Source organism: Candidatus Sodalis pierantonius str. SOPE, from assembly GCF_000517405.1.
GTDB lineage: Bacteria > Pseudomonadota > Gammaproteobacteria > Enterobacterales > Enterobacteriaceae > Sodalis_C > Sodalis_C pierantonii.
The window spans coordinates 49,105-73,575 of sequence record NZ_CP006568.1 but is presented as its reverse complement, the minus strand read 5'-3'; the positions used below and the strand labels follow the sequence as shown (position 1 = coordinate 73,575).

Here is a 24,471-nt window from a genome sequence, read left to right as displayed (position 1 = left end):
AACACTATGGATAAGAAAGCAGCTCGTATCCGTCGTGCGACCCGCGCACGCCGCAAGCTCCAGGAATTGGGTGCAACCCGCCTGGTGGTACATCGTACCCCGCGTCATATATACGCACAGGTTATTGCACCAAACGGTTCTGAAGTCCTGGTAGCCGCTTCTACTGTAGAAAAAGCTATCGTGGAGCAATTAAAGGGTACCGGTAACAAAGACGCCGCCGCAGCAGTAGGTAAAACTATTGCCGAGCGCGCGCTGGAAAAAGGCATTAAAGATGTGTCCTTTGACCGTTCCGGGTTCCAATATCATGGTCGAGTCCAGGCACTGGCAGATGCTGCCCGTGAAGCTGGCCTTCAGTTCTAAGGTGAGGGTGTAAGATGGCACACATCGAAAAACAAGCTGGCGAACTGCAGGAAAAGCTGATCGCGGTAAACCGCGTATCTAAAACCGTAAAAGGTGGCCGTATTTTCAGCTTTACCGCACTGACGGTTGTTGGTGATGGTAACGGTCGCGTTGGTTTTGGCTACGGCAAAGCACGCGAAGTTCCGGCAGCGATCCAGAAAGCGATGGAAAAAGCCCGTCGCAACATGATGAATGTCGCGCTGAACAGCGGCACCCTGCAGCACCCGATTAAAGGTGCGCATACGGGTTCCCGCGTGTTCATGCAGCCGGCTTCCGAAGGTACCGGTATTATCGCCGGTGGTGCAATGCGCGCCGTCCTGGAAGTCGCAGGGGTTCACAACGTACTGGCAAAAGCCTATGGTTCCACCAACCCGATCAACGTGGTTCGTGCAACTATCGACGCTCTTGGCAATATGAAGTCTCCTGAAATGGTCGCTGCCAAGCGTGGTAAATCCGTTGAAGAAATTCTGGGGTAATTGACCATGGCACAGACTATTAAAATCACTCAGACTCGCAGTTCCATCGGTCGTCTGCCGAAACACAAGGCAACTCTGGTTGGCTTGGGCCTGCGTCGCATTGGCCACACCGTAGAGCGTGAAAATACGCCTGCAGTACGCGGTATGGTCAATTTGGTTTCCTACATGGTCAAAGTTGAGGAGTAAGAGATGCGTTTAAATACTCTGTCTCCGGCTGAGGGTTCCAAGCACGCCTCTAAGCGTCCAGGCCGCGGTATTGGTTCTGGCTTGGGCAAAACCGGCGGTCGCGGTCACAAAGGTCAGAAGTCTCGTTCTGGCGGTGGCGTACGTCGCGGGTTTGAAGGCGGCCAGATGCCTCTGTACCGTCGTCTGCCGAAATTCGGCTTTACGTCGCGCAAATCCATGGTCACCGCGGAAGTCCGCCTGTCCGATTTGGCGCACGTAGAAGGCGAAGTCGTGGATCTGAACGCGCTGAAAGCCGCTAACATCGTTGGCATCCAAACTGAATTCGCCAAAATCATGCTGTCCGGCGAAGTCAAACGCGCGGTTACCGTGCGTGGCCTGCGTGTAAGCAAAGGCGCGCGTGCCGCAATCGAAGCTGCCGGCGGTAAAATTGAGGAATTAAGTAGCAGATGGCTAGACAACCGGGATTAGATTTTCAAAGCGCCAAAGGCGGACTGGGTGAACTGAAACGCAGACTTCTGTTTGTTATCGGGGCGCTTATTGTCTTCCGCATCGGCTCTTTTATTCCGATCCCTGGTATTGATGCCACCGTACTTGCGAAATTGCTCGAACAGCAGCGCGGCACCATCATTGAAATGTTCAACATGTTCTCTGGTGGTGCGCTCAGCCGTGCTTCTATCTTCGCATTGGGGATCATGCCGTATATCTCGGCATCGATCATCATCCAGCTGCTCACGGTGGTACACCCGGCGCTGGCGGAGATTAAAAAAGAGGGCGAGGCTGGCAGACGTAAAATCAGCCAGTACACGCGCTACGGCACGTTGGTGTTGGCAATATTTCAGTCAATCGGTATCGCAACCGGTTTGCCGAATATGTCTGAAATGCAAGGTCTGGTGATTAATCCAGGCTTTGCGTTTTACTTTACTGCGGTAGTGAGCATGGTCTGCGGGACAATGTTCCTGATGTGGCTGGGTGAGCAGATCACTGAACGAGGTATCGGCAACGGTATCTCCATCATTATCTTCGCGGGTATCGTAGCGGGCTTGCCGCCTGCCATCGGCCACACCATAGAGCAAGCTCGACAAGGCGATATGCACTTCCTCGTGTTGCTATTGGTTGCAGTTCTGGTGTTCGCGGTGACGTTTTTCGTGGTGTTCGTTGAACGTGGTCAGCGTCGTATCGTCGTTAACTACGCCAAGCGTCAGCAAGGACGTCGCGTTTATGCGGCCCAGAGCACGTATTTGCCGCTGAAAGTGAACATGGCCGGGGTTATCCCGGCAATTTTCGCCTCCAGTATCATTCTGTTTCCGGCCACGATTGCATCCTGGTTCGGAGGCGGCACAGGTTGGGGCTGGCTGTCTGCGATTTCGCTCTATTTGCAGCCTGGTCAACCGCTTTATGTGTTACTATATGCGGCTGCAATCATATTCTTCTGTTTCTTTTACACGGCGTTGGTGTTCAACCCGCGCGAGACAGCAGATAACCTGAAGAAGTCCGGTGCATTTGTACCAGGCATTCGTCCGGGAGAGCAAACGGCAAGGTATATTGATAAGGTGATGACCCGCCTCACGCTGGTCGGCGCCATGTACATTACCTTTATCTGCCTAATCCCGGAGTTCATGCGTGACGCAATGAAAGTTCCCTTCTATTTTGGGGGCACGTCTTTATTGATCGTCGTTGTGGTTATCATGGATTTTATGACTCAAGTGCAGACTCTGATGATGTCGAGTCAATACGAGTCCGCATTGAAGAAAGCAAACCTGAAAGGCTATAACCGCTAATTCGGAAAGCTTGAGAAGTTACGGAGAGTAAAAATGAAAGTTCGTGCTTCCGTCAAGAAATTATGTCGTAACTGCAAAATCGTTAAGCGTAACGGTGTCGTTCGTGTGATTTGCAGCGCTGAGCCTAAGCATAAACAGCGCCAAGGCTAATATTTCCGGCATTTTTTTCTTGCAAAGTTGGGTTGAGCTGGCTAGATTAGCCAGCCAATCTTTTGTATGTCGCTGCAACATTGTTTGGGTATCCTGAAAACGGGCTTTTCAGAATGGTGTTGCCGTTAAAAATTTTAGGAGTGCATAGTGGCCCGTATAGCAGGCATTAACATTCCTGATCATAAACATACCGTTATTGCCCTAACATCAATCTACGGTATCGGCAAAACCCGCTCGCAGCACATCTGTGCGGCTACGAGTATTGCTGAAAATGTTAAGATCAGTGAGCTGTCTGAAGAGCAGATTGACACGCTGCGTGACGCAGTTGCCAAGTTTGTTGTCGAAGGCGATCTGCGCCGTGAAGTAACCCTGAGTATCAAGCGTCTGATGGACCTTGGTACCTATCGTGGTTTGCGTCATCGTCGTGGTCTTCCGGTCCGCGGTCAGCGTACCAAGACCAATGCCCGTACCCGTAAGGGTCCGCGCAAACCGATCAAGAAATAATCGGGGTGAGTAAATAATGGCTAAGGCACCTATTCGTGCACGTAAGCGTGTTAAAAAACAAGTTTCAGATGGTGTGGCTCATATCCATGCGTCTTTCAACAATACCATCGTAACTATTACCGATCGTCAGGGTAATGCGTTGGGTTGGGCGACCGCCGGTGGTTCCGGTTTCCGTGGTTCTCGTAAGTCCACGCCTTTCGCCGCACAGGTTGCAGCAGAACGTTGCGCTGAAGCAGTGAAAGAATATGGCATCAAGAATCTGGAAGTTATGGTTAAAGGACCAGGTCCGGGCCGCGAGTCTACCGTCCGCGCGTTAAACGCGGTTGGTTTCCGCATCACGAACATTACTGATGTGACTCCGATCCCCCATAACGGTTGTCGTCCGCCTAAAAAGCGCCGCGTATAACGCCGCTTTTAGGTTAGTTGGAGAAAGAAAATGGCAAGATATTTGGGTCCTAAGCTCAAGCTGAGCCGTCGTGAGGGCACAGACCTATTCCTGAAGTCTGGCGTTCATGCGATCGATTCCAAGTGCAAAATTGAGCAACCGCCCGGTCAGCACGGTGCGCGTAAACCGCGTCTGTCTGATTACGGCGTACAGTTGCGCGAAAAACAAAAAGTTCGTCGTATCTACGGCGTGCTGGAACGTCAATTCCGCAACTACTACAAAGAAGCAGCACGCCTGAAAGGCAATACCGGTGAAAACCTGTTGCAGTTGCTGGAAGGTCGTCTCGACAACGTTGTTTACCGCATGGGCTTTGGTGCTACCCGCGCTGAATCGCGTCAATTGGTCAGCCACAAGGCGATCATGGTGAACGGCCGCGTTGTCAACATCGCTTCTTACCAGGTTACTCCGAATGACGTTGTCAGCATCCGTGAGAAAGCGAAAAAGCAATCCCGTGTTCGTGCCTCATTGGAACTGGCTGAGCAGCGTGAAAAGCCGACCTGGCTTGAAGTCGACGCTGCTAAGATGGAAGGGGTGTTCAAACGTATTCCAGAACGTACCGATCTGTCTGCGGACATTAATGAACACCTGATCGTCGAGCTTTACTCTAAGTAAGGCTTAGTACCAAAGAGAGGACACAATGCAGGGTTCTGTGACAGAGTTTTCTAAAACCGCGCCTGGTAGATATCGAGCAAGTCAGTTCGACGCACGCCAAGGTGACCCTTGAGCCCTTAGAGCGAGGCTTTGGCCATACTCTGGGTAACGCACTGCGCCGTATTCTGCTTTCATCGATGCCGGGTTGCGCGGTGACCGAGGTTGAGATTGATGGTGTACTGCACGAGTACAGCACCAAAGAAGGTGTACAGGAAGACATCCTGGAGATTCTGCTCAACCTGAAAGGGCTGGCGGTGGGAGTTCAAGGTAAAGATGACGTTGTCTTGACCCTGAATAAATCTGGCATTGGCCCTGTGACCGCAGCCGACATCACCCATGATGGGGATGTCGAAATCGTCAAGCTGCAGCATGTCCTGTGCCACCTGACCGATGAAAACGCATCCATCAATATGCGTATCAAGGTTCAGCGTGGACGTGGTTATGTTCCGGCTTCTGCCCGAATTCATTCGGAAGAAGATGGGCGCCCGATCGGTCGTCTGCTGGTAGACGCATGCTATAGCCCCGTAGAGCGTATCACCTACAATGTGGAAGCAGCGCGCGTTGAGCAGCGTACCGACCTGGACAAGCTGGTTTTCGAAATGGAAACCAACGGCACGATCGATCCTGAAGAGGCGATCCGCCGTGCGGCAACCATTCTGGCTGAACAACTGGAAGCTTTCGTTGACTTACGTGATGTACGTCAGCCGGAAGTGAAAGAAGAGAAACCAGAATTCGATCCGATCCTGCTGCGCCCCGTTGACGATCTGGAATTGACTGTCCGCTCTGCTAACTGCCTCAAGGCAGAAGCTATCCACTACATCGGTGATCTGGTACAGCGCACCGAGGTTGAGTTGCTGAAAACGCCCAACCTTGGTAAAAAATCTCTTACCGAGATCAAAGACGTGTTGGCTTCCCGTGGGTTGTCTCTGGGCATGCGCCTTGAGAACTGGCCTCCGGCAAGTATCGCTGATGAATAACCCGATCACAGGTTAAGGTTTTACTGAGAAGGATAAGGTCATGCGCCATCGTAAGAGTGGTCGTCAACTGAACCGTAACAGCAGCCATCGCCAGGCTATGTTCCGTAACATGGCCGGCTCTTTGGTTCGTCATGAAATCATCAAGACGACCCTGCCGAAAGCGAAAGAGCTGCGCCGCGTTGTTGAACCGCTGATTACACTTGCCAAGACCGACAGCGTTGCAAATCGTCGTCTGGCATTCGCCCGCACTCGTGATAACGAGATTGTGGCAAAACTGTTTAACGAGCTGGGCCCGCGTTTCGCGAGCCGCGCCGGTGGTTACACTCGCATTCTGAAGTGTGGCTTCCGTGCAGGCGACAACGCGCCGATGGCATACATCGAACTCGTTGATCGCGCTGAAGCAACAGCTCCAGCAGCGAAAGCGACCGCAGAGTAATCTGCCGTTGTGCAAGCTTGTAAAAAACCGGGCCTAGCCCGGTTTTTTTATGCCCCAAAGTTGCCTGCCGCTTGGCGTAATAGGTGTAGCGCTGTGGTTGTTTTAGCGCACAAGAGTCCATGGCGCGCATTCAAGCCACAACTGTAGCCCCCATGATTCTCTGTTGGCGCTGCCACCGTGGCTGAGCTGAATTTTCCCTTCTGCCGATAACCGCCGCAAAGATCCCTTCCCTGTTGCCGTCACCGTTTCCATAGCCGGCGATAAGGCGCGATGACATTGTCCCAAATCAACCCCTGGCCTAACCCTTATGTCCTTCATGGAAATAATTAGTCAATTAATAAGAACTGCATAAGATATGTGCCAATAGCGCTTCTTACTCGTCGTGTTAAAAAACTTTCGTTAATGGAAAAAATGAATATACAGGGTCTATTATCAACTCAACTTAGCGTTATGGTCAGAAAAGTTACCACTTAACCAATGAGAGGGAGAGATTGATGCCTATTTCCAGTATTTCATCTTCATTAAGTCATTATCCTTTTGCGACATCAGCTTCGTCAGCGTACCTCGTCGCTGATTTGAAGAATAGGATAGTTACAGGCGATCACAATGCATTTATCGCCGCGCTGGAAAACGCCAAAGCGGCAGATATCAGTATTGATGTTGAGATTGACAGCGATAAAAACACATTACTCATGTACGCATTAAGAAAAGGGCGTTATCACATCGCTACCCACCTTCTGGAAATGGGCACGGATCACAAGATAACTGATGATGATGGGAACACGGTATTAATGTTGTTGTTTTCTCATTACGCCACTGATGCGGACCTCAGTGAGGCTACACGACAAGCTTTCCTCGAACTGTCGGGCAAGCTGATTAAACAAAGAGGGGGATATCAACAGGGCTAACGACCGAAAGGAGACGGCCGCTATGATAGCAATATCTTCGGGCATCGATGATGACATGCTTATGACGCTATTCGCGTTTGTGGAGCCAAGGGGCTTGAATGTCAATTTATATGATGCTGATGGTCATTCGGCAATGACTAAGGCAATTATTTTTACTCCCGGGACTGCCGTGGTCAAAAAAATTATTGATATGGGCTTTAAGGTCGATGATTTTACAACATTAAGTTATTTACAAAAACGTAGGTTACCTGGAGCAGATAACTTCATGAATTATCATCAGTACCAATATACGCCGTTGTATTTTGCTATAGAGAGAAATGATTATGATAAAGTGAAGCTTCTGCTTGATAAAGGCGCTAATGGAAATGGTTTCTCACTATGGGATGTCAATTTCAGAGGCGCACGGAAACAAATAACGCCACTCAGGCTGGCGGAAAAATTAGGACATAAAGATATAGTCAATTTGTTGATGGATAGAGGCTTTAATGACAGCCGGTCGTCCTCAAGATGGAACTCCTCAGACAGCGATGAGAGTGGCACGGTTTCATTATCAGACAGGCTTTGTTGAATAAATCGAACTTTTAGGTGACTGGCGGCTCTGATCACTACATTCGTTTCAACATCAGGTCCCCATGGCAAAGCAAAAGTTTAAAATCACCAACTGGCCCGCATACAACAATGCGCTCAGGCAGCGGGGGGACATGACAGTATGGCTTGATGAGTCAGCCATTGCTGCATGGACTGAGAGTACACCACCTGAACATCGTGGCCGGCCGCTTCACTACACCGATATGGCCATTACCACGGTTCTGATGATAAAGCGCGTGTTTAACCTTTCGCTCCGGGCGTTACAGGGTTTCGTTGACGCGATTTTTAAACTGAGGGGGCTGTCGCTGCGCTGCCCAGATTACTCTCTGGTCAGCCGGCGAGCAAAAACCGTCGACATCAGCATAAAAACGCCAACCCGCGGCGAAATCTCACACCTGGTCATCGATGGCACCGGCCTGAAAATCTTCGGCGAAGGCGAATGGAAAGTCAGGCAGCATGGGGCTGAGAGGCGCAGAGTATGGCGCAAGCTTCATCTGGCAGTAGATAGCGCGACACATGAAATTATCTGTGCCGACTTATCGCTAAGCGGTACGACAGATGCGCAGGCGCTGCCCCGGGCTGATTAACCAAACCCACCGGAAAATCAGGGAAGCGTCGGCTGACAGTGCTTACGATACGCGTTACTGTCATGATGCTCTGCTGAGGAAAAAAATAAAGCCGCTTATCCCACCGCGAAGTGGTGCGCAATATTGGCCAGCTCGATACCATGAGCGTAACCATGCGGTGGCAAATCAGCATCTGAGCGGCAATAACGATACCTGGAAAAAGAAAGTAGGTTATCACCGGCGTTCACTGGCTGAAACGGCCATGTTCCGGTTTAAAACACTTCTGGGTGGTCATCTGAGTCTGCATGACTATGACGCGCAGGTAGGTGAGGCAATGGCAATGGTTAAAGCACTTAACCGGATCACACTGTTAGGAATGCCAAACAGCGTCCGCATCATGTAACAATCGCCCTGATAGGAAGGAAGTCGTCACAAATTTCGGATTTATTCAACAAAGCGCTGATTTTGATATGTTCAATCCAACATCAAAAACAGGTTAATTTATGGACGAAAAACAGTTGCAGGCTCTGGCTAACGAACTGGCCAAAAATCTCAAAACCCCTGAAGATCTCAGTCACTTCGATCGGCTGCTGAAAAAAATCAGCGTCGAAGCAGCTCTCAATGCCGAAATGACTCATCACCTCGGCTACGATAAAAATCAGCCTAAACCGGGGACCAACGCCCGCAACGGCTATTCCACAAAAACCGTTACCACTGGCGATGGCCCGCTGGCGCTGCGTACTCCGCGCGATCGTGACGGTTCCTTTGAACCGCAACTGGTGAAGAAGAACCAGACCCGGATTACCGGGATGGATAACCAGATTTTATCGTTGTACGCCAAAGGGATGACCACCCGCGAGATCGCCGCCGCGTTCAAAGAGCTGTATGACGCCGATGTCTCGCCGGCGCTGGTCTCAAAGGTCACCGATGCGGTCATGGAGCAGGTTGTCGAATGGCAAAACCGGCCTCTGGATGCAGTCTATCCCATTGTTTATCTTGACTGTATCGTTCTAAAAGTCCGGCAGGACAGCCGCATCATCAACAAATCTGTGTTCCTGGCGCAGGGCATCAACATCGAAGGCCATAAAGAGTTGCTAGGTATGTGGCTGGCCGAAAACGAAGGCGCAAAGTTCTGGCTGAACGTGCTGACAGAGCTGAAAAACCGCGGCCTGAACGATATCCTTATCGCCTGCGTAGACGGGCTGAAAGGTTTCCCTGACGCTATTAACGCGATGTATCCGGAGGCGCGGCTCCAGCTGTGTATCGTGCATATGGTGCGCAACAGCCTGCGGTTCGTCTCCTGGAAGGACTACAAGGCCGTCACCCGCGACCTGAAAGCTATCTATCAGGCCCCTACGGAGAGAAGCCGGCTTGCAGGCGCTGGAAGCGTTCTCCAGTGCCTGGGACATCCGCTACCCGCAAATAAGTCGAAGCTGGCAAGCAAACTGGGCCAATCTGGCCACGTTCTTTGCCTACCCAACGGACATCCGCAAGGTGATCTACACGACCAGCGCCATCGAGTCGTTAAACAGCGTGATCCGGCATGCCATCAAAAAGCGTAAGGTGTTCCCGACCGACGACGCAGTGAAAAAGGTGGTGTGGCTGGCGATACAGGCGGCCTCACAGAAATGGACAATGCCTTTGAGGGACTGGCGCATGGCAATGAGCCGCTTTATTATCGAGTTCGGTGACCGCCTGGACGGTCACTTCTGAGAAAAGGCATTTACACAGAATCCGGTACAGGCTCGGTGACGTTATAAGACAGTCCCCGTCGCCGCCAGCATCGTGCGCGTTATGGCCGCCAACCCGGTAAAGGCGATCGCTAGATGTCTATTCAGGCACTTCTCGTCTTTTTTAGCGCGGGCAGTCGTTGCGAAATGGTGCTTATCTGCAATGCATTTATACCAACTTAGACTAAAACGGGAGCGCATGCTCCCGCCGTCATTAAGCGTTAGAAATGGTAGTTTGCTGAGAGACTAAAGTTGCACGGCTCGCCGTAAACGATCGTATTGGAAACGCTGGTGTCGTAGGTTTTATCAAATAAGTTGTGAATGTTGGCCTGTATCGACAGATTTTTGGTCAGCTGGTAGCGGCTGAACAAGTCGACCACCGCATAGCTGCCCTGTTCCGCACGCCAAGTACCATAGGCGGTGGAGATATCCTGGTACGCGTGGTTCTGCCAATTGACCCCGCCGTCCACCGTCAAATCCGGCGCAACCTGCGGACGATAGCTGGTGAACAGTTTGAGCGTGGTTCGCGGCAGTTCCGGGCTCACCGCTTTGTTATCACAATCGGTGGCGACATAGCGCGTGGCGCCGAACGTCATTTGCCAATTATCGGTTATGGCTCCGTTAATCTCGAATTCCACCCCTTTGCTTACGGTGCCGTCCACGCCCCGATAAGCGGTGTCGGTAGATCCTTGAATTATCTGGCCGGTGCTTTGCGCGACGTTATCCTGCTCAATTCTGAAGACGGCTAACGTTGTGGTCAGGCGGCTACCCATCCAGTCGGATTTCACCCCGATTTCATAGTTGTTACCGGTGATGGGCGCGAGGTATTTACCCGAGCTGTCGCGGTAGTTTTGTGGCTGGAAGATAGAAGTATAACTGGCGTAGGCCGACCAGTTTTCATCAATGTCATACACCAAACCCGCGTAGGGCGAGGTATGGTTTTTCTCCATACTGTAGGTCATGGCATCAATGCGCCAGTTGGTATAACGGGCGCCAATAATCAGGTTTAGCGGATCGGCTAATGAAATGCGGGTCGCTGCGTACAGCGGTTTCATGTAGGTTTTATCATCCTGCGCGACGGTCTGTTGGCCCCATTGGGTTTCTGGGAAATTACCGTCATAATCGTAGAAACTACCTAACACGTCAGGATAAATATTGGCCCAGGTGTTTAGGTAACGGTTGGTTTGCCGGCTGTAGCTGCCTCCCAGCATCACGGTATGCTGACGTCCCAACAGTTCATATTTGCCGTCGGTGAACAGATCGACCGAGTCCACTTTGTGCTCGCCGGTGTTCCAGCCCGTCCCGCCGACATAATCATAGCCGGCGCCATAATAGTTGCCATAGGGGCCGACTAATTGCCCGGTCTCTTTGTTGACTACCGCGTCCAGATACATCATCTGGCTATCAAATTTGGTATTGGTATGGGTGGCGTTTAGCGTGGCCTGCCAATTATCGGCGAAACGCTGGGTCAAAGTGACGAAAAACTTATTGATTTCTTTATCATTGTAGGCCCAGTCCGGCGCGGTGCTGTGGGCTCGGTCATAATGCCTGACGCTGCCATCGCTATTCCAGCGCGGCAAGCCTGCCCAGGTCGGGCTATTGGTATCGATGCGCTGATATTCGTATCCGGCGGCGAGACTCGTGGAGTCGCTCAGATCGGCATCTAATGATGCTTGAGAAGAAGGTTTTCTTATTGTTATAGCGATCGAGCCACGAGTCGTTATCCTGATAGCCGGCCACGATACGGCCGCGCACGTTGCCGCTTTCAGTAAGAGGGCTTTGCAGATCGGCCACATACCGTTGTTTGTCCCAGCTACCGTATTCGGTGGTAAGATCGCCTTTAAACTCACGGCTGGTCGCATGTTCGCGCACCATATTGATCGCCGCTGAAGGGTTGCCCGTTCCCGTCATCAGCCCATTGGCGCCTCGCACCACTTCTACCCGGTCATAGAGCGCGGTATCCGTTGCGGAATCGCCCAAGTTCCAGCGAGACTCGAAATAGGTGGGAATGCCATCGACCATGTAATTGTCTATTTGGAAACCGCGGGAATAGTAGAGGTCGCGATCCGATCCTGACAGGTTCCTACTGATCCCGGTTGTGTATGCCATCACATCACCCAGCGAATGGAGCTGTTGATCCGCCATCCGCTGTTGGCTGATGATACCGACCGACTGCGGAATATCGCGCAACACCATCGGCATTTTGGTGCCGCTGGTCGTGGTCGGGACGCTGTAATCCTGATTCTGGCTGTCCGCTGCCGCGTCGGCATCGGTGGTCCCTTTCACAACGATGGTCTCTTCAGTGCTGTCGGTGGCGGCGGAAGCGGCAAAGGCGGCGCTTGGCATCAATGCCAAGGCAATGGCGGCGGCCAAATACGATGGCCCGCGCCCCATTGATGAATCATTGGCGGAAAACATTACCTCTCCTATCTCATTTGTTATCGTCAAGCGGCATCAATGCGATGCCAATCCTGGATGGGTGTGAAATTATTTAATTTTGATAAAATAAATTAGAAGTATATTTATTTACATTATCAATGTAAACAGATGTTGCTTGGTTTGAATTTGATTAATACATCATGCAATTATTGTAAGGCGCTTCGGCGGGTGACGTGGCCGTAACCGCGTGGGGTGGCTACCTAAGGGGCGTGCCGACATGAGCTCTTTAGCGCTCGCGCGACAGGCAACGTCGCGAGCGGCCAGCCGCCGCCGGTGCCGAAGGAGGTAGCGAGCATTTTGCGAAGCCAAAGCCCGTTGTTTGGCTGACTTTTTATCACGGCTGTGAGGGGACGTTAAGCATCCGATAGTGTTATAGCCTGTTTTTGCGTAACATAGAGGGGCTGACCGCGTGGTCAAGGGGTAAGTCGCAGCCACTCTGTCTCGCCAAACTATCCGGGGTAAAAGTATGGGCATTGTGGACGACTGGGCCGAACGTCATATACAGCAAGCGCAGCAGGCGGGAGAGTTTGATGCGCTGCCCGGCTATGGCAAGCCGCAGCAGTTGGATGACGACAGCGCTGTGCCGGAAACGCTGCGTACAGGCTACCGGTTACTTAAAAACGCCGGCTACCTGCCGGCGGAGCTGCAGGATCGCAAAGAAGCCTTGCAGCTTGCGGATCTGCTCCACACGCTGTGCGAGGACGACCCTCGTTTCGCGCCTCTGGATGCCAGGCTGCGGCTGTTGGAGATGAAGCTGCGACAGTCCGGGCTCAGCACAGATTTTTTACATCAGCATTACCAGCAACAACTGCGCGCGCGTTTTGCCCGAACCTGACGCAAAAGCGCTAGCGCATTAATCAACTAGACGAGAGAACGGCTATGAAAGAAAACTATCGCCACACCAAAGGCACTATTCATGACAACGCGCTTGCGGCACTGCTGTACGATCCGCTGTTTCGTCAACGGCGCGCAAAAAATAAGAAAGGGAAGGGCAGTTACAATCGTAAACACCAGCAGGGGAAGAACTGGGAGGCCAGTGGCAAACGCATCATTGATACGGTTGCCACTGGTTTTCTGGTTTGCTGTCGAACAGCGAGTGGATTAACGTTTTCGGCTGCGGCCCGTTAATTGCCTTAGAGTTTAGGCGGCGGCGTTTGGCCGCTTATCGTCGTTGTACCCGGCGCTACGGCATTGTTTTGCTGTTTCAAGAGATCGCGGATCTCGGTGAGTAGTGTCTCTTCCGCACTCGGTTTGGGCGGCTCGGCCGGTTTTTCCGCCTCTTTGCGATGCATTCTGTTAATAAGTTTAATGATACAGAACACGGCAAAGGCTACTATGATGAAATCAAAGATGTTTTGCAAGAAAATACCATACTCCATGACCACCGCCGGCGTGTCTCCCTGCGCCGGCTTGAGCACCCAACTGAATTGCTTAAAATCAATTTCTCCGATCAGCAACCCCAGCGGCGGCATGATGACGTTGGCCACTAAAGAAGAGACGATTTTGCCGAAAGCGGCACCGATGATAATACCGACCGCCAGGTCGACCACGTTGCCACGCATCGCGAATTTGCGGAATTATTGTAAGAAACTCATAGGATTGCTCCATCATTTGTGAATGAACTAAGTCTAACAAAAGATGAATGATTTACCAGGGGGTATTTTTCCGAATAGGCCTTCGACATGTCGATGCTTAAAGGAAAAAGGGACTGGGTTGGAACAGCCGTTCCACATCGCTGACAAACTTTTTATCGGTCAGGAACATGATCACATGGTCGCCCTGTTCGATACGGCTGTTGCGATTGGCGATAATCACTTCATCGCCGCGCACAATAGCGCCGATGATAGTGCCGGGCGGCAGTTTGATGGCGTCGATATGGCGGCCAACCACCCGCGAGGTGCTCTCGTTGCCGTGTGCGATGGCCTCAATCGCCTCCGCCACTCCGCGCCGCAGCGAGGAGACGCTGACGATATCTGCCTTGCGCACATGCCCCAGCAGCGCGGATATCGTGGCCTGCTGTGGAGAAATAGCGATGTCGATAACGCTGCCCTGCACCAGATCCACATAGGCGCGCCGCTGGATAAGTACCAATACCTTTTTCGCGCCCATCCGTTTGGCCAGCATGGCGGACATGATATTGGCTTCATCGTCGTTGGTGATGGCGATAAAAACGTCGATCTGCTCAATATGCTCCTGCGCCAGTAGCTCCTGATCGGAGGCATCACCATAAAAGACGATAGTATCATGCAGCCGTTCCGCCAGCTCCGGGGCCCGCTCTTGATCGCGCTCAATCAGCTTCACGCTGTAATCTTTTTCCAGCCGATAAGCCAGGCCGGCGCCGATATTACCGCCGCCGACAATCATAATGCGCTTATAGGGCTTTTCCAGCCGCTGCATTTCGCTCATCACCGCGCGGATATGCTGCGAGGCGACCACGAAAAATACCTCATCGCCCGCCTCGATAATCGTCGAACCCTGCGGGCGGATTGGCCGGTCCTGGCGAAAAATCGCCGTGACGCGCGTTTCGATGTGCGGCATATGTTCGCGCAGGGAAGAGAGGGCATTGCCGACCAGCGGCCCGCCATAATAGGCTTTGACCGCCACCAGGCTAACTTTGCCTTCGGCGAAATTGACCACCTGCAGCGCGCCGGGATACTCAATCAGTTTATAGATGTTATCGGTGACCAACTGCTCGGGGGATATTAAATGATCGATAGGCACCGCTTCCGGCGAAAACAGCCGCTTCGCCTCGTGGACATAATCGTGGGAGCGGATGCGGACGATACGGTTAGGAGTTTTGAACAGCGTATAGGCTATTTAACAGGCAATCATATTGGTTTCATCGGAGTTGATGACCGCCACCAGCATATCAGCATCCTCCGCCCCAGCATCACGCAGAACCCGCGGATGGGATCCGTGCCCCTGGATCGCGCGCAGATCAAACTTGTCCTGCAACTGGCGCAGCTGGTCAGGATTGGTATCGACGATGGTGATGTCATTATTCTCACCGACCAGGTTTTCCGCCAGCGTTCCGCCGACCTGCCCCGCACCAAGGATGATAATTTTCATAATTGACCCGTTGTGTTCAGCCAAGCACGCCGTTAGCGGGCGGGGCACCTGTTATCAAGCGCGCCGTTAGCGAGCGCACGCTCCTGTTAGTATGCACGCCGTCAGGGGACTTGCGTCCCTTTTATCATCTTAGCGTAAAAGAAACCATCGCCCGACGCCGGCGACGGTAAGCATTGCAAACCGGGAGCGGCGGCATCGCCCGTTTCCTGCAACCGGGCGTCAGGATGGCCGGCGAGAAAAGTGGCGATTTGGCCGCGGTTTTCCTCCGGCAGAATTGAACAGGTGGCATACAGCAACGTGCCGCCGGGCTTTAGGGTCCTCCAGGCGGCGTGCAGGATCTGCCGCTGCAGTTCGGCCAGCTCGGCGATATCCCCGTCGCGGCGCAGCCATTTGATATCCGGATGCCGGCGTATAACGCCCGTCGCGGAGCAGGGCGCATCCAGCAGGATGCGATTGAAAAGCCGATTATCGCACCAGTCTTCCGGCGTACGCCCGTCGCCAATGATGATCTCCGCCTGCATGCCCAGCCGCTGCAGATTGTCATGGATTCGTGCCGCACGCTGCCCGTCCACATCCACCGCGGTGACTCGCGCCGCGGGCGCGATCTCCAAAAGATGGGTGGTCTTGCCGCCGGGGGCGGCGCACAGATCGAGGATGGTCTCGCCGTCCTGCGGTGCCAGCAGCAAGGCGCAGTCCTGTGCCGATGCATCCTGCACCGTTACCCAGCCCCGATCGAAGCCGGGCAGGCGGCCGACGTTGCACGGTACCTCCAGCTTGATCGCGTCGGGCAACTGCGGGTGCGCGACGGCGGCGATAGCCGCATCGGCCAGCAGCGCCAGATAGGCGTCACGGCTGTGGTGCCGGCGGTTGACCCGTAGCCACATCGGCGGCCGTTGGTTGTTGGCGTCGATTATCTGCGCATACTGCGCCGGCCAGGCGGCCAGGATCCGTTTTTGCAGCCAGGAGGGATGCAGGTGGCGGATGTCCAGTTGCGCGGCCTCGGCCAGCAAGGCTGCCTGCTGGCGTTGGAACTGGCGCAACACGCCGTTAATCAACCCCTTGAGCGGCGGCCGTTTCAGCGCCACCGCGCCCTCTACCGTCTCCGCCAGCGCGGCATGGGCAGGGATGCGGGTGTAGATCAACTGATACAAACCGACCATGAGCAGGTAATGAACCGGCCGCTGTTTACCGGTCAACGGTTTTTCCATCAGCTGGCGCAGGATCCATTCCAACTGTGGCAGGACGCGCATAATACCGAAACAGAGCTCCTGCAGCAGCGCCCGGTCCTTTTCGTTCAAGGACGCCTGTAACGGCGGTAACAGGGCGCCGAGAGACTGGCCTTGGTCCAGCACCTGCGCTACTGCCTTGGCGGCGATAACGCGGAGATTATAGTGTGTTTTCATAGCAGACCGGGCCATGGAGGCTCTCGCCATATAACCGGTGGCCAACGCCGCCGGCTCACCCTTCAGGTGAAGATTATCCAGAATTGTTAATAATAAAATCAAAATTTTGATTTTTAATAAATTTTATTTTTATTGCTATGCTGCATACCGTCTTTTATACCGTCATCAGAACAATGTGACTACTTTTTGTACATATTGATTGATGCTATTAGCTCGCGCTCGTATCCGATTCGCTGGTGACGTTCAGCTCGTAATGCTCGCATTTGCGCATCGAATCGATAGTAGCACCGATCGGTAGCTGATCAACAGCGAATGACGGTGGTCTAACGTCCACAGTTTTGCAGAGGATCGGTACCGGTACTTTGACTTCTACATATGCTGGAGGCTGGGTATCATTGGCACAGCCAGCCAACGCCAGAACAAAAATAGGTATCCAATGCTTCATTTCGCCCGTTCCCGGCGAAGTTCATCGTCAAATGCTTTGGCTGCAGCTAAGCATACATCGCCAATGGTACGCTCTGAGAGCACTGCATTGGCCTTGCTGTAGTTATACCTTGCCTCGTTTAGGGCCTTTTTCTGCTCGGCCTCTGCTTTTGCTTGATGCTCGGCCTCGACGCGCCGCAAGGCTTCAATACCGGCGTTTTGGATTTCTATCGTTGCGGCCTGTTGATGCTTGCTGGTTCTGCAAAGCGCCAGTGTCTCATTCAGTTTATCAATCGTTAGCTGGTAGTGACGTCCTGCAAGCCATACACCAGTGCCTATAAGTGCCGATAATGCAAAAAAGAACATTATGCTATTAGCCATCAGTTTGCTAAGCATAGTTCTTCCTCCTGCTTCCTGCGCTCAATCTGACCGTAGCATCCATGCTTCATTCCTTTAGTCAGTCGGCAATCTTTACCTCCGTCAAACACCCAGCGGTTTAATTCCGCGCAAGCTCCCTTGCGATCACCAGCATTGAGTTTGCGCCAGAATGTAGAACCTTGGCACTTACCGGAGCCGATGTTCCAGTAGCAGAATGACGCTACTGCGGCTTTCTGTGGTTCACTAAGCTGGACTTGGACATTACGCTCGACCCATGCCAGCGCGTTAGCCTCTTCTTGCTTATTGAATGCTTCGCACTGTGCTGTACTGAATTTCATATTGGCATTTACTGGTTTACCGTCGATGTTGGTTAGACCTCGGCATATTGTCCAAACGCCGCCAGAATCTTTGTATGCCTTGATGTGATTTGCTTCTTTTTCGTTAAGAAATTGGGGTAAGATTACCGCAGCACTTGCGCCAGATATGATCAGTGTGATTACAGCCTTACTTAGGCGGCTCATGTTTTTTGTTCCCCGCCTGAATGGTTCATATGCTGAAGAATCTCGCTATTTTTCAAATCATCGCGGGCAATACGTATATTGAGGTAGTTCTCATAAAGTGCTGTACGGCGTGTGTCTTGCCTTCGTTTTGCCCTTGCATCAATACGTCCAAGTACAAAGGACAGTATCGACACAATGACGCCAATTGCTCCGAATGCTATGTAGATTAGGTCTTGGGTAGAAATCCCTGCTGCTGAGGCAATTGCTGCAAGCCATGCAAAAAACTGCGTGACTATGTTGCTAGATTGCTGATCCATTCTCATGGCCCCATCCGCCAGATAATTAATTGACAAGGTGATTAAACCATATATGGGTGGATTGTTGTTGTTCTTAGAACAATAAAACCTTATTGGTAACTATTTGGTCCACACATATGAAAACGGAGCCATCGGCCCAGAATTGTTTACTCTTCTATTTTATTAAGAACGTATTTTAAATGAGTGGCTATATCTGACTTATTCCTTTCGTGGTGAACCACGTAGTTCAGCAAAGTACTTAACTCAAAGAAAGCTCCACTCACATCATGACCGTCTCCTTCGAGAGCTTCGAGCAGTTTATGTAGGCAGGACTCCTTCGTAAGCGCAAGAACACCTTCATTACTATGAATCTTTTAAGCTTCCTTATCATTAAGAGGAAAGTAGTATGAGACATATTGATTTTTCATAATCATTCCTTTTTAAGGTTAATATCAACATGTCTGTTAATTCGCTTGAGTAACCTTACGCTTATTATTTTTGTTATAATAGATTCCACAAGAAAGATAAGTATGGGTAATGACAGCATTCTATCTATGGTGCTTTTTGACAAACCGCAAAAAAAAAGATTACCACTTTGGCGCTTTGTTGAATAAATCCGAAATTTGTGACGACTTCCTTCCTATCAGGGCGATTGTTACATGATGCGGACGCTGTTTGGCATTCCTAACAGTGTGATCCGGTTAAGTGCTTTAACCATTGCCATTGCCTCACCTACCTGCGCGTCATAGTCATGCAGACTCAGATGACCACCCAGAAGTGTTTTAAACCGGAACATGGCCGTTTCAGCCAGTGAACGCCGGTGATAACCTACTTTCTTTTTCCAGGTATCGTTATTGCCGCTCAGATGCTGATTTGCCACCGCATGGTTACGCTCATGGTATCGAGCTGGCCAATATTGCGCACCACTTCGCGGTGGGATAAGAGGCTTTATTTTTTTCCTCAGCAGAGCATCATGACAGTAACGCGTATCGTAAGCACTGTCAGCCGACGCTTCCCTGATTTTCCGGTGGGTTTGGTTAATCAGCCCGGGCAGCGCCTGCGCATCTGTCGTACCGCTTAGCGATAAATCGGCACAGATAATTTCATGTGTCACGCTATCTACTGCCAGATGAAGCTTGCGCCATACTCTGCGCCTCTCAGCCCCATGCTGCCTGACTTTCCATTCGCCTTCGCCGAAGACTTTCAGGCCGGTGCCATCGATGACCAGGTGTGAGATTTCGCCGCGGGTTGGCGTTTTTATGCTGATGTCGACGGTTTTTGCTCGCCGGCTGACCAGAGAGTAATCTGGGCAGCGCAGCGACAGCCCCATCAGTTTAAAAATCGAGTCAACGAAACCCTGTAACGCCCGGAGCGAAAGGTTAAACACGCGCTTTATCATCAGAACCGTGGTAATGGCCATATCGGTGTAGTGAAGCGGCCGGCCACGATGTTCAGGTGGTGTACTCTCAGTCCATGCAGCAATGGCTGACTCATCAAGCCATACTGTCAGGTCCCCCCGCTGCCTGAGCGCATTGTTATATGCGGGCCAGTTGGTAATTTTAAACTTTTGCTTTGCCATGGGGACCTGATGTTGAAACGAATGTAGTGATCAGAGCCGCCAGTCACCTAAAAGTTCGATTTATCAAACAAAGCCCCACTTTGGTTTTTTGACATTCTCCGCAGCCTGCGACATAGTGGTTATGTACCTGCAAATTCAGGTGCCGGGTTTCACAGCCCGCCGAGATTCACCGCGATGATGACACGCCGTGAGCGTGTTTTTTTATGTCGCAATCTAGCTACATCTCAATGGTGGGCTGGATGGGGCAGCCGAAAAGCTGGCCGGATGACAATCCCGGTAAGACCAACTCCGTTCAGTTCACCACCCTAGATTGGTCTCGACGGTGGTGATTAAATTCAGATTGTCACCGGAGGTCATTATGACACTTCACTCATCCCTTGCTGCACCTAAAGTCAGTATCCATAACGGTAAAGCTATAACTACGTCATTAGACGTTGCCGTCTATTTTGGTAAGCTGCACAAGAACGTTATCCGTAGTATTGAGACTTTGGATTGCTCGCCAGAATTTAACCGGCTCAATTTTGAGCCCGTTGATTACATTGATGCTAAAGGCGAAAAACGCCCAATGTATACCATGACCAAGGACGGTTTCGTCTTCCTCGTCATGGGATTTACCGGCAAAAAGGCCGCCGCGTTCAAGGAAGCTTACATTGCTGAGTTTAACCGCATGGAAGCGGCGCTTACCTATCCAAATTACAGTCAAGCAACATTACTGGTACAGCAGCAACAGTTGATCTTGCAGCTTTGGTTGATAAGCTTCAGCGCATTATCCACGAAGGCGAGTTTATCCCCGCAGGTAGCCGCCGTAACTACAACCTCCCCGCCAGCAGAAAGCACGAGCAAACCATTATCAGGGACTTCCTCACCAAAGATGAGTCGAGCGCGATCCTGATGCTTCTGGCGTGGCTACGCGCAGATGGCTTCGACATGACCGCCGCAGAGCGTGAGTTAGACGTTATTCGCGGATACGTCGGCAGTATACGCCGATCTATGGGTGATATTCAGACCCATGCGCAGTATATCGACCATGCTGTTAGGTTTGTGAGTTAACTACTTAGTGCTGATTGTGTGATATTTATACACCCCGGCCCGGTGTAAGCCGGGGATTCTTTCATTTCGATGACACACTTTAATCTTGGGCGGTATACTCTGGCGATGACAAAATCCTCATTATCCCAACACGACGCCCTGTTCAAAAAGTTCCTCGGCGACATCGCTGTAGCTCGTGACTTTCTGGAAATCCATCTGCCGGAACACCTGCGCAAGCGCTGCGATTTCAGCACACTGGCGATGGAGTCCGGCAGCTTCATCGAGGGCGACCTTAAGAACCAATGCTCGGACATGCTGTATTCGATGAAGACCACGACGGGCCATGATGGCTACGTCTACTGTCTCATTGAGCACCAGAGCGGCCCGGAAAAGCTGATGGCGTTTCGGTTGCTATGGTATGCGGTAGCTGCCATGCAGCGCCACCTTGAGCAGGGCAATGACCAGCTTCCTGTCGTCATCCCCCTGCTGTTTTATCACGGGCGTACCTCGCCTTATCCCTACACTACCCGCTGGCTGGATTGCTTTGCTGACCCTGAACTGGCAGAATCAGTCTACAGGCAAGCATTCCCGCTGGTTGATATCACGGCTATGCCGGATGATGAAATACTGTCTCATCGGCGGATAGCTCTGCTAGAATTGGTGCAGAAGCACATCAGAACGCGGAATATGTTAGAACTGGCTGCTGATATCGCCCGGTTGCTGAATTTATGGGCGATACCAAAAGAGCAGTTCCGCAGCTTGATGTACTATATCGCAGAGCGGGGAAATACTTCTGATGAATCGCGATTCCTACAACATATCGCCACCAAAGCAACTGATTACCGGGAGGATATCATGACCATTGCAGAGCAGCTTGAAGCCAAAGGTGAGCAAAGGGGCATCCAGAAGGGCATCCAGCAAGGTATGCAGCTTGGTGAGCAGAAAGGCATAGAAAAAGGTGAAAAGCTGGCCTCACTCAAGATTGCCCGGCAGCTGTTGGCTAACGGTGCTGAGCGAAATCTTATCAAAATCGCTATAGGCCTATCTGACCATGAATTGAATGAATTGGCTCGTTAGTAATCTTCTTTTCATTAATCTTAACCATCGACAACAGTTTCGGTCTAAAGTCGGAATTGTGGTATAATGCTGAATTAGCTTTTGACATGAGGTTGCCATGAGCCAAAGATTAAAAACAATGCAGGTTCTTCGTGGTATTGCTGCCATATCAGTTCTTTTTTTCCACTACAGATTTTACTTAAAAGGAAACGATACTTCAGGTTCTTCCTTGTGGGATATCTTATTTGGGTGGGGCATCATAGGTGTTGATATTTTTTTTGTGATTAGTGGTTTTATTATGGTTTATATCATACATTATTATTATCATGGATGGCGCTCATCAACTCGATTTTTACTAAATCGAGCAACGAGGGTTATTCCATTATACTACTTTTGCCTACTTGTCGCTTTTCTACTAGGCGGCGCAATGAGTACATTTCATTATCCTGAAAAAACACAAAATTTATTTAGCGCACTTACTTTTACAGTCTATAAAACCAACATAACTCCACATTACATTGATGATGACGAAATATACAACATTCGTTGGACTCTCAATTATGAAATTTATTTTTATATTGTTTTTGCGTTGTGTATGTTAGTTAAGCCTAGACTCATAACTCTTTTGATCTACGGCTTACTTGTAACGTGCATAATACCTGTTTTTTTAGGGTTTCAACCTACGCTTAGTTCGCAGGGTTACAAATTTCAAACAGCAATATATGGTTTGCTTTCAAATCCGATTATTCTTGAATTTTACATTGGTGCCATAATTGGATATTTATACATTTCATTGAAAAAACAGAAGTTGTCTTTTAATTTAGAATCAACATCTCTTTTTATATCTTGTATCTTGTTGATCTTTATTCCTTATGGAGTGTGCTCTGGAAAAATTAGCGCGTTAAATTTTTATAGCACTATCATAATCAGTTTTTTTATCCTAGCTATAACACTAGCAGAACCTCTAATTTCAAATAAAATACCTAACAATATAGTTTATTTAGGTGATATTTCCTTTTCTCTTTATCTGCTGCATAATTCTATTGGCATGAGCATAATGAAACGGATTGATACCTCTCATAATAATTCAATTATTTCTTGGCTTGTTGTGCTAATGGCAATTACTGCGTCTGTAATTGCTGCTCATTTCACGCACAAGTATATCGAGGTGAAATTCACATCTTGGCTCAAGCAAAAATGTGCAACTCAAATAGCAAATACAAAAATCTAATGTTTGTTTTTTGAGGAGGATTTAAAAATTATGTATCGCCATGGTTTTTTAAGACACTCGATACCACCCCATTAATTTTATGTAGGCGTTCGTCACCGCCAGTTCTGCACTTGAACCCGTATTTTTCGTCGCTCCTGATACCGAATGAGAATGAGCTCCTATACCAACAGAATGTCGATGTCCACCAATATTAACTGTATGTGAATGTTCTCCAGCCCCAGAGGTTGATTTTGACGCTGTCTGAGAATTAGTTCTTGACATAAAAGAAAGCTGAGTATCTCTTCCTTCTGCATTTTTGCCATCTATAGTATGAGTGTGACCTCCATTTACATCGGTGCCCTTTTCCCCATAATCAAACCAGTTGGTCTCTTTATTTCCGTAATCGAATGAACTGGTATTTGCCGAGAACGTATGGTTATGCGCAGGAAGATTATCAACAGTAAGTTTTACTGAGTCAGATCCACCTGTCGTCATGACATCACTACCGTTTGTGCTTGCCGACGCAGACCCTGTACACGATTCTGTGTAAATGCCTTTTCTCAGAAGTGACCGTCCAGGCGGTCACCGAACTCGATAATAAAGCGGCTCATTGCCATGCGCCAGTCCCTCAAAGGCATTGTCCATTTCTGTGAGGCCGCCTGTATCGCCAGCCACACCACCTTTTTCACTGCGTCGTCGGTCGGGAACACCTTGCGCTTTTTGATGGCATGCCGGATCACGCTGTTTAACGACTCGATGGTGTTGGTCGTGTAGATCAACTTGCGGATGTCCGTTGGGTAGGCAAAGAACGTGGCCAGATTGGCCCAGTTTGCCTGCCAGCTTCGACTTATTTGCGGGTAGCGGATGTCCCAGGCACTGGAGAACGCTTCCAGCGCCTGCAAGCCGGCTTCTTCCGTAGGGGCCTGATAGATAGCTTTCAGGACGCGGGTGACGGCCTTGTAGTCCTTCCAGGAGACGAACCGCAGGCTGTTGTGCACCATATGCACGATACACAGCTGGAGCCGCGCCTCCGGATACACCGCGTTAATAGCGTCAGGGAAACCTTTCAGCCCGTCTACGCAGGCGATAAGGATATCGTTCAGGCCGCGGTTTTTCAGCTCTGTCAGCACGTTCAGCCAGAACTTTGCGCCTTCATTTTCGGCCAGCCACATACCTAGCAACTCTTTCTGGCCTTCGATGTTGATGCCCAGCGCCAGGAATGCTGGTTCCGGTCACATCCGATCACTGATTCCGATTTCACCCGATCACTGATTCCGGTCGCCCGATCAGCGATT

At 50.7% G+C, this 24,471-nt stretch carries 24 protein-coding genes and 6 pseudogenes; 20 read left to right on the top strand and 10 right to left on the bottom strand.

All coding sequences use genetic code 11. From position 1 onward, the window contains the following. Positions 1–6 precede the first annotated feature (6 nt). The 15 genes and pseudogenes from rplR (at position 7) to SOPEG_RS00355 (ending at position 9,777) form a co-directional block, all read left to right on the top strand. A complete protein-coding gene (gene rplR, locus SOPEG_RS00420; RefSeq protein WP_025243882.1) occupies positions 7–360 on the top strand; it encodes a 50S ribosomal protein L18 in 354 nt (117 codons plus the stop codon). A gap of 14 nt (positions 361–374) precedes the next feature. Next, on the top strand, positions 375–875 hold the full coding sequence (rpsE, locus tag SOPEG_RS00415; RefSeq protein WP_025243881.1) for a 30S ribosomal protein S5: 501 nt from the start codon (positions 375–377) through the stop codon (positions 873–875). Between the two features lie 6 nt (positions 876–881). Continuing rightward, a complete protein-coding gene (gene rpmD, locus SOPEG_RS00410; RefSeq protein WP_025243880.1) occupies positions 882–1,061 on the top strand; it encodes a 50S ribosomal protein L30 in 180 nt (59 codons plus the stop codon). Between the two features lie 3 nt (positions 1,062–1,064). Further along, positions 1,065–1,529, top strand: coding sequence for a 50S ribosomal protein L15 (gene rplO / locus SOPEG_RS00405; RefSeq protein ID WP_025243879.1), 465 nt, complete (start codon positions 1,065–1,067; stop codon positions 1,527–1,529). Beyond that, positions 1,508–2,839, top strand: a complete 1,332-nt coding sequence (secY, locus tag SOPEG_RS00400; RefSeq protein ID WP_025243878.1) for a preprotein translocase subunit SecY — start codon at positions 1,508–1,510, stop codon at positions 2,837–2,839. The genes rplO and secY overlap by 22 nt, the downstream gene beginning before the upstream one ends. Positions 2,840–2,872: 33 nt before the next feature. Further along, positions 2,873–2,989: a 50S ribosomal protein L36 gene (gene rpmJ / locus SOPEG_RS23700; protein WP_002227352.1), complete on the top strand. Its 117-nt coding sequence runs from the start codon at positions 2,873–2,875 to the stop codon at positions 2,987–2,989. Positions 2,990–3,136: 147 nt separating this feature from the next. Then, positions 3,137–3,493, top strand: coding sequence for a 30S ribosomal protein S13 (gene rpsM, locus SOPEG_RS00395; RefSeq protein WP_025243877.1), 357 nt, complete (start codon positions 3,137–3,139; stop codon positions 3,491–3,493). A 16-nt stretch (positions 3,494–3,509) separates the two neighbouring features. Then, positions 3,510–3,899: a 30S ribosomal protein S11 gene (rpsK, locus tag SOPEG_RS00390; protein ID WP_025243876.1), complete on the top strand. Its 390-nt coding sequence runs from the start codon at positions 3,510–3,512 to the stop codon at positions 3,897–3,899. A gap of 30 nt (positions 3,900–3,929) precedes the next feature. Beyond that, complete coding sequence (gene rpsD / locus SOPEG_RS00385) at positions 3,930–4,550, top strand: 30S ribosomal protein S4 (RefSeq protein ID WP_025243875.1); 621 nt, start codon at positions 3,930–3,932, stop codon at positions 4,548–4,550. Positions 4,551–4,575: 25 nt separating this feature from the next. Beyond that, positions 4,576–5,566 (top strand): annotated as a pseudogene (locus SOPEG_RS00380) (DNA-directed RNA polymerase subunit alpha). Between the two features lie 40 nt (positions 5,567–5,606). Further along, complete coding sequence (gene rplQ, locus SOPEG_RS00375) at positions 5,607–6,002, top strand: 50S ribosomal protein L17 (RefSeq protein WP_025243874.1); 396 nt, start codon at positions 5,607–5,609, stop codon at positions 6,000–6,002. A 491-nt stretch (positions 6,003–6,493) separates the two neighbouring features. Further along, on the top strand, positions 6,494–6,910 hold the full coding sequence (locus SOPEG_RS00370) for a hypothetical protein (RefSeq protein ID WP_148296966.1): 417 nt from the start codon (positions 6,494–6,496) through the stop codon (positions 6,908–6,910). A 22-nt stretch (positions 6,911–6,932) separates the two neighbouring features. Beyond that, on the top strand, positions 6,933–7,478 hold the full coding sequence (locus SOPEG_RS00365) for an ankyrin repeat domain-containing protein (protein ID WP_025243872.1): 546 nt from the start codon (positions 6,933–6,935) through the stop codon (positions 7,476–7,478). Positions 7,479–7,542: 64 nt separating this feature from the next. Next, positions 7,543–8,467: pseudogene (locus SOPEG_RS23695) on the top strand (IS5-like element ISSoEn1 family transposase). 100 nt (positions 8,468–8,567) lie between these two features. Then, a pseudogene (locus SOPEG_RS00355) lies at positions 8,568–9,777 on the top strand (IS256-like element ISSoEn2 family transposase). A 238-nt stretch (positions 9,778–10,015) separates the two neighbouring features. On the opposite strand, the pseudogene fhuE reads toward SOPEG_RS00355, so the two are convergent. Beyond that, positions 10,016–12,212, bottom strand: a pseudogene (gene fhuE, locus SOPEG_RS00345) (ferric-rhodotorulic acid/ferric-coprogen receptor FhuE). Positions 12,213–12,699: 487 nt separating this feature from the next. Here fhuE and SOPEG_RS00335 point away from each other — a divergent pair. Together SOPEG_RS00335 and SOPEG_RS00330 are read left to right on the top strand one after the other, a co-directional pair. Beyond that, complete coding sequence (locus SOPEG_RS00335) at positions 12,700–13,068, top strand: DnaJ family domain-containing protein (protein ID WP_025243871.1); 369 nt, start codon at positions 12,700–12,702, stop codon at positions 13,066–13,068. A gap of 44 nt (positions 13,069–13,112) precedes the next feature. Next, positions 13,113–13,361 carry an alternative ribosome-rescue factor A gene (locus SOPEG_RS00330; RefSeq protein ID WP_025243870.1) on the top strand — a complete coding sequence of 83 codons (249 nt, stop codon included), beginning with the start codon at positions 13,113–13,115 and terminating at the stop codon, positions 13,359–13,361. 5 nt (positions 13,362–13,366) lie between these two features. Here the strand turns inward: SOPEG_RS00330 and mscL are convergent, their stop codons facing one another. The 7 genes and pseudogenes from mscL to SOPEG_RS00290 form a co-directional block, all read right to left on the bottom strand. Further along, positions 13,367–13,795, bottom strand: coding sequence for a large-conductance mechanosensitive channel protein MscL (mscL, locus tag SOPEG_RS00325; RefSeq protein WP_081742882.1), 429 nt, complete (start codon positions 13,793–13,795; stop codon positions 13,367–13,369). Between the two features lie 130 nt (positions 13,796–13,925). Further along, a pseudogene (trkA, locus tag SOPEG_RS00320) lies at positions 13,926–15,302 on the bottom strand (Trk system potassium transporter TrkA). 101 nt (positions 15,303–15,403) lie between these two features. Continuing rightward, positions 15,404–16,705 (bottom strand): 16S rRNA (cytosine(967)-C(5))-methyltransferase RsmB, encoded by a 1,302-nt coding sequence (rsmB, locus tag SOPEG_RS00315; RefSeq protein WP_025243869.1) that lies wholly within the window; start codon positions 16,703–16,705, stop codon positions 15,404–15,406. Positions 16,706–17,146: 441 nt separating this feature from the next. Continuing rightward, complete coding sequence (locus SOPEG_RS00305) at positions 17,147–17,524, bottom strand: hypothetical protein (RefSeq protein ID WP_025243868.1); 378 nt, start codon at positions 17,522–17,524, stop codon at positions 17,147–17,149. After that, the gene (locus tag SOPEG_RS00300; RefSeq protein WP_025243867.1) at positions 17,509–18,027 is read right to left on the bottom strand and encodes a lysozyme; all 519 of its coding nucleotides are present in this window, start codon (positions 18,025–18,027) and stop codon (positions 17,509–17,511) included. The genes SOPEG_RS00305 and SOPEG_RS00300 overlap by 16 nt, the downstream gene beginning before the upstream one ends. Further along, positions 18,024–18,323: a hypothetical protein gene (locus tag SOPEG_RS00295; protein ID WP_038469271.1), complete on the bottom strand. Its 300-nt coding sequence runs from the start codon at positions 18,321–18,323 to the stop codon at positions 18,024–18,026. Before SOPEG_RS00295 ends, SOPEG_RS00300 begins: the two co-directional genes overlap by 4 nt. 634 nt (positions 18,324–18,957) lie before the next feature. After that, the gene (locus tag SOPEG_RS00290) at positions 18,958–19,881 is read right to left on the bottom strand and encodes an IS5-like element ISSoEn1 family transposase (protein WP_025243865.1); all 924 of its coding nucleotides are present in this window, start codon (positions 19,879–19,881) and stop codon (positions 18,958–18,960) included. A 358-nt stretch (positions 19,882–20,239) separates the two neighbouring features. Between SOPEG_RS00290 and SOPEG_RS30680 the strand changes: the two genes are divergently transcribed. The 3 genes from SOPEG_RS30680 (at position 20,240) to SOPEG_RS00275 (ending at position 23,197) form a co-directional block, all read left to right on the top strand. Next, complete coding sequence (locus SOPEG_RS30680) at positions 20,240–20,773, top strand: Rha family transcriptional regulator (RefSeq protein WP_025243864.1); 534 nt, start codon at positions 20,240–20,242, stop codon at positions 20,771–20,773. A 263-nt stretch (positions 20,774–21,036) separates the two neighbouring features. Beyond that, positions 21,037–21,987 (top strand): Rpn family recombination-promoting nuclease/putative transposase, encoded by a 951-nt coding sequence (locus SOPEG_RS00280; protein WP_025243863.1) that lies wholly within the window; start codon positions 21,037–21,039, stop codon positions 21,985–21,987. 97 nt (positions 21,988–22,084) lie between these two features. Continuing rightward, entirely contained in the window at positions 22,085–23,197 is a 1,113-nt protein-coding gene (locus SOPEG_RS00275) for an acyltransferase family protein (RefSeq protein ID WP_025243862.1), read from the top strand. Positions 23,198–23,245: 48 nt separating this feature from the next. Here SOPEG_RS00275 and SOPEG_RS23685 read toward each other — a convergent pair whose 3' ends face one another. Together SOPEG_RS23685 and SOPEG_RS00270 are read right to left on the bottom strand one after the other, a co-directional pair. Next, entirely contained in the window at positions 23,246–23,671 is a 426-nt protein-coding gene (locus SOPEG_RS23685; RefSeq protein ID WP_071882101.1) for a phage tail protein, read from the bottom strand. Between the two features lie 65 nt (positions 23,672–23,736). Further along, positions 23,737–24,396: pseudogene (locus tag SOPEG_RS00270) on the bottom strand (IS256 family transposase); the annotation flags it as partial. Positions 24,397–24,471: the final 75 nt, after the last annotated feature.

What these genes read in the sequence shown, in the direction of transcription:
- SOPEG_RS00335 (WP_025243871.1), top strand. Translation starts at nt 12,700, where the DNA reads ATGGGCATTGTGGACGACTGGGCCGAACGTCATATACAGCAAGCGCAG.
- SOPEG_RS30680 (WP_025243864.1), top strand. Translation starts at nt 20,240, where the DNA reads ATGACACTTCACTCATCCCTTGCTGCACCTAAAGTCAGTATCCATAAC.
- SOPEG_RS00295 (WP_038469271.1), bottom strand. Translation starts at nt 18,323, where the DNA reads ATGGATCAGCAATCTAGCAACATAGTCACGCAGTTTTTTGCATGGCTT.
- rplO (WP_025243879.1), top strand. Translation starts at nt 1,065, where the DNA reads ATGCGTTTAAATACTCTGTCTCCGGCTGAGGGTTCCAAGCACGCCTCT.
- rplR (WP_025243882.1), top strand. Translation starts at nt 7, where the DNA reads ATGGATAAGAAAGCAGCTCGTATCCGTCGTGCGACCCGCGCACGCCGC.
- mscL (WP_081742882.1), bottom strand. Translation starts at nt 13,795, where the DNA reads ATGCGTGGCAACGTGGTCGACCTGGCGGTCGGTATTATCATCGGTGCC.
- SOPEG_RS00275 (WP_025243862.1), top strand. Translation starts at nt 22,085, where the DNA reads ATGAGCCAAAGATTAAAAACAATGCAGGTTCTTCGTGGTATTGCTGCC.
- SOPEG_RS23685 (WP_071882101.1), bottom strand. Translation starts at nt 23,671, where the DNA reads ATGACGACAGGTGGATCTGACTCAGTAAAACTTACTGTTGATAATCTT.
- rsmB (WP_025243869.1), bottom strand. Translation starts at nt 16,705, where the DNA reads ATGAAAACACACTATAATCTCCGCGTTATCGCCGCCAAGGCAGTAGCG.
- SOPEG_RS00305 (WP_025243868.1), bottom strand. Translation starts at nt 17,524, where the DNA reads ATGCTTAGCAAACTGATGGCTAATAGCATAATGTTCTTTTTTGCATTA.
- rpsE (WP_025243881.1), top strand. Translation starts at nt 375, where the DNA reads ATGGCACACATCGAAAAACAAGCTGGCGAACTGCAGGAAAAGCTGATC.
- rplQ (WP_025243874.1), top strand. Translation starts at nt 5,607, where the DNA reads ATGCGCCATCGTAAGAGTGGTCGTCAACTGAACCGTAACAGCAGCCAT.
- SOPEG_RS00290 (WP_025243865.1), bottom strand. Translation starts at nt 19,881, where the DNA reads ATGGCAAAGCAAAAGTTTAAAATTACCAACTGGCCCGCATATAACAAT.
- rpsK (WP_025243876.1), top strand. Translation starts at nt 3,510, where the DNA reads ATGGCTAAGGCACCTATTCGTGCACGTAAGCGTGTTAAAAAACAAGTT.
- rpmJ (WP_002227352.1), top strand. Translation starts at nt 2,873, where the DNA reads ATGAAAGTTCGTGCTTCCGTCAAGAAATTATGTCGTAACTGCAAAATC.
- rpmD (WP_025243880.1), top strand. Translation starts at nt 882, where the DNA reads ATGGCACAGACTATTAAAATCACTCAGACTCGCAGTTCCATCGGTCGT.
- SOPEG_RS00330 (WP_025243870.1), top strand. Translation starts at nt 13,113, where the DNA reads ATGAAAGAAAACTATCGCCACACCAAAGGCACTATTCATGACAACGCG.
- rpsD (WP_025243875.1), top strand. Translation starts at nt 3,930, where the DNA reads ATGGCAAGATATTTGGGTCCTAAGCTCAAGCTGAGCCGTCGTGAGGGC.
- SOPEG_RS00300 (WP_025243867.1), bottom strand. Translation starts at nt 18,027, where the DNA reads ATGAGCCGCCTAAGTAAGGCTGTAATCACACTGATCATATCTGGCGCA.
- SOPEG_RS00280 (WP_025243863.1), top strand. Translation starts at nt 21,037, where the DNA reads ATGACAAAATCCTCATTATCCCAACACGACGCCCTGTTCAAAAAGTTC.
- secY (WP_025243878.1), top strand. Translation starts at nt 1,508, where the DNA reads ATGGCTAGACAACCGGGATTAGATTTTCAAAGCGCCAAAGGCGGACTG.
- SOPEG_RS00365 (WP_025243872.1), top strand. Translation starts at nt 6,933, where the DNA reads ATGATAGCAATATCTTCGGGCATCGATGATGACATGCTTATGACGCTA.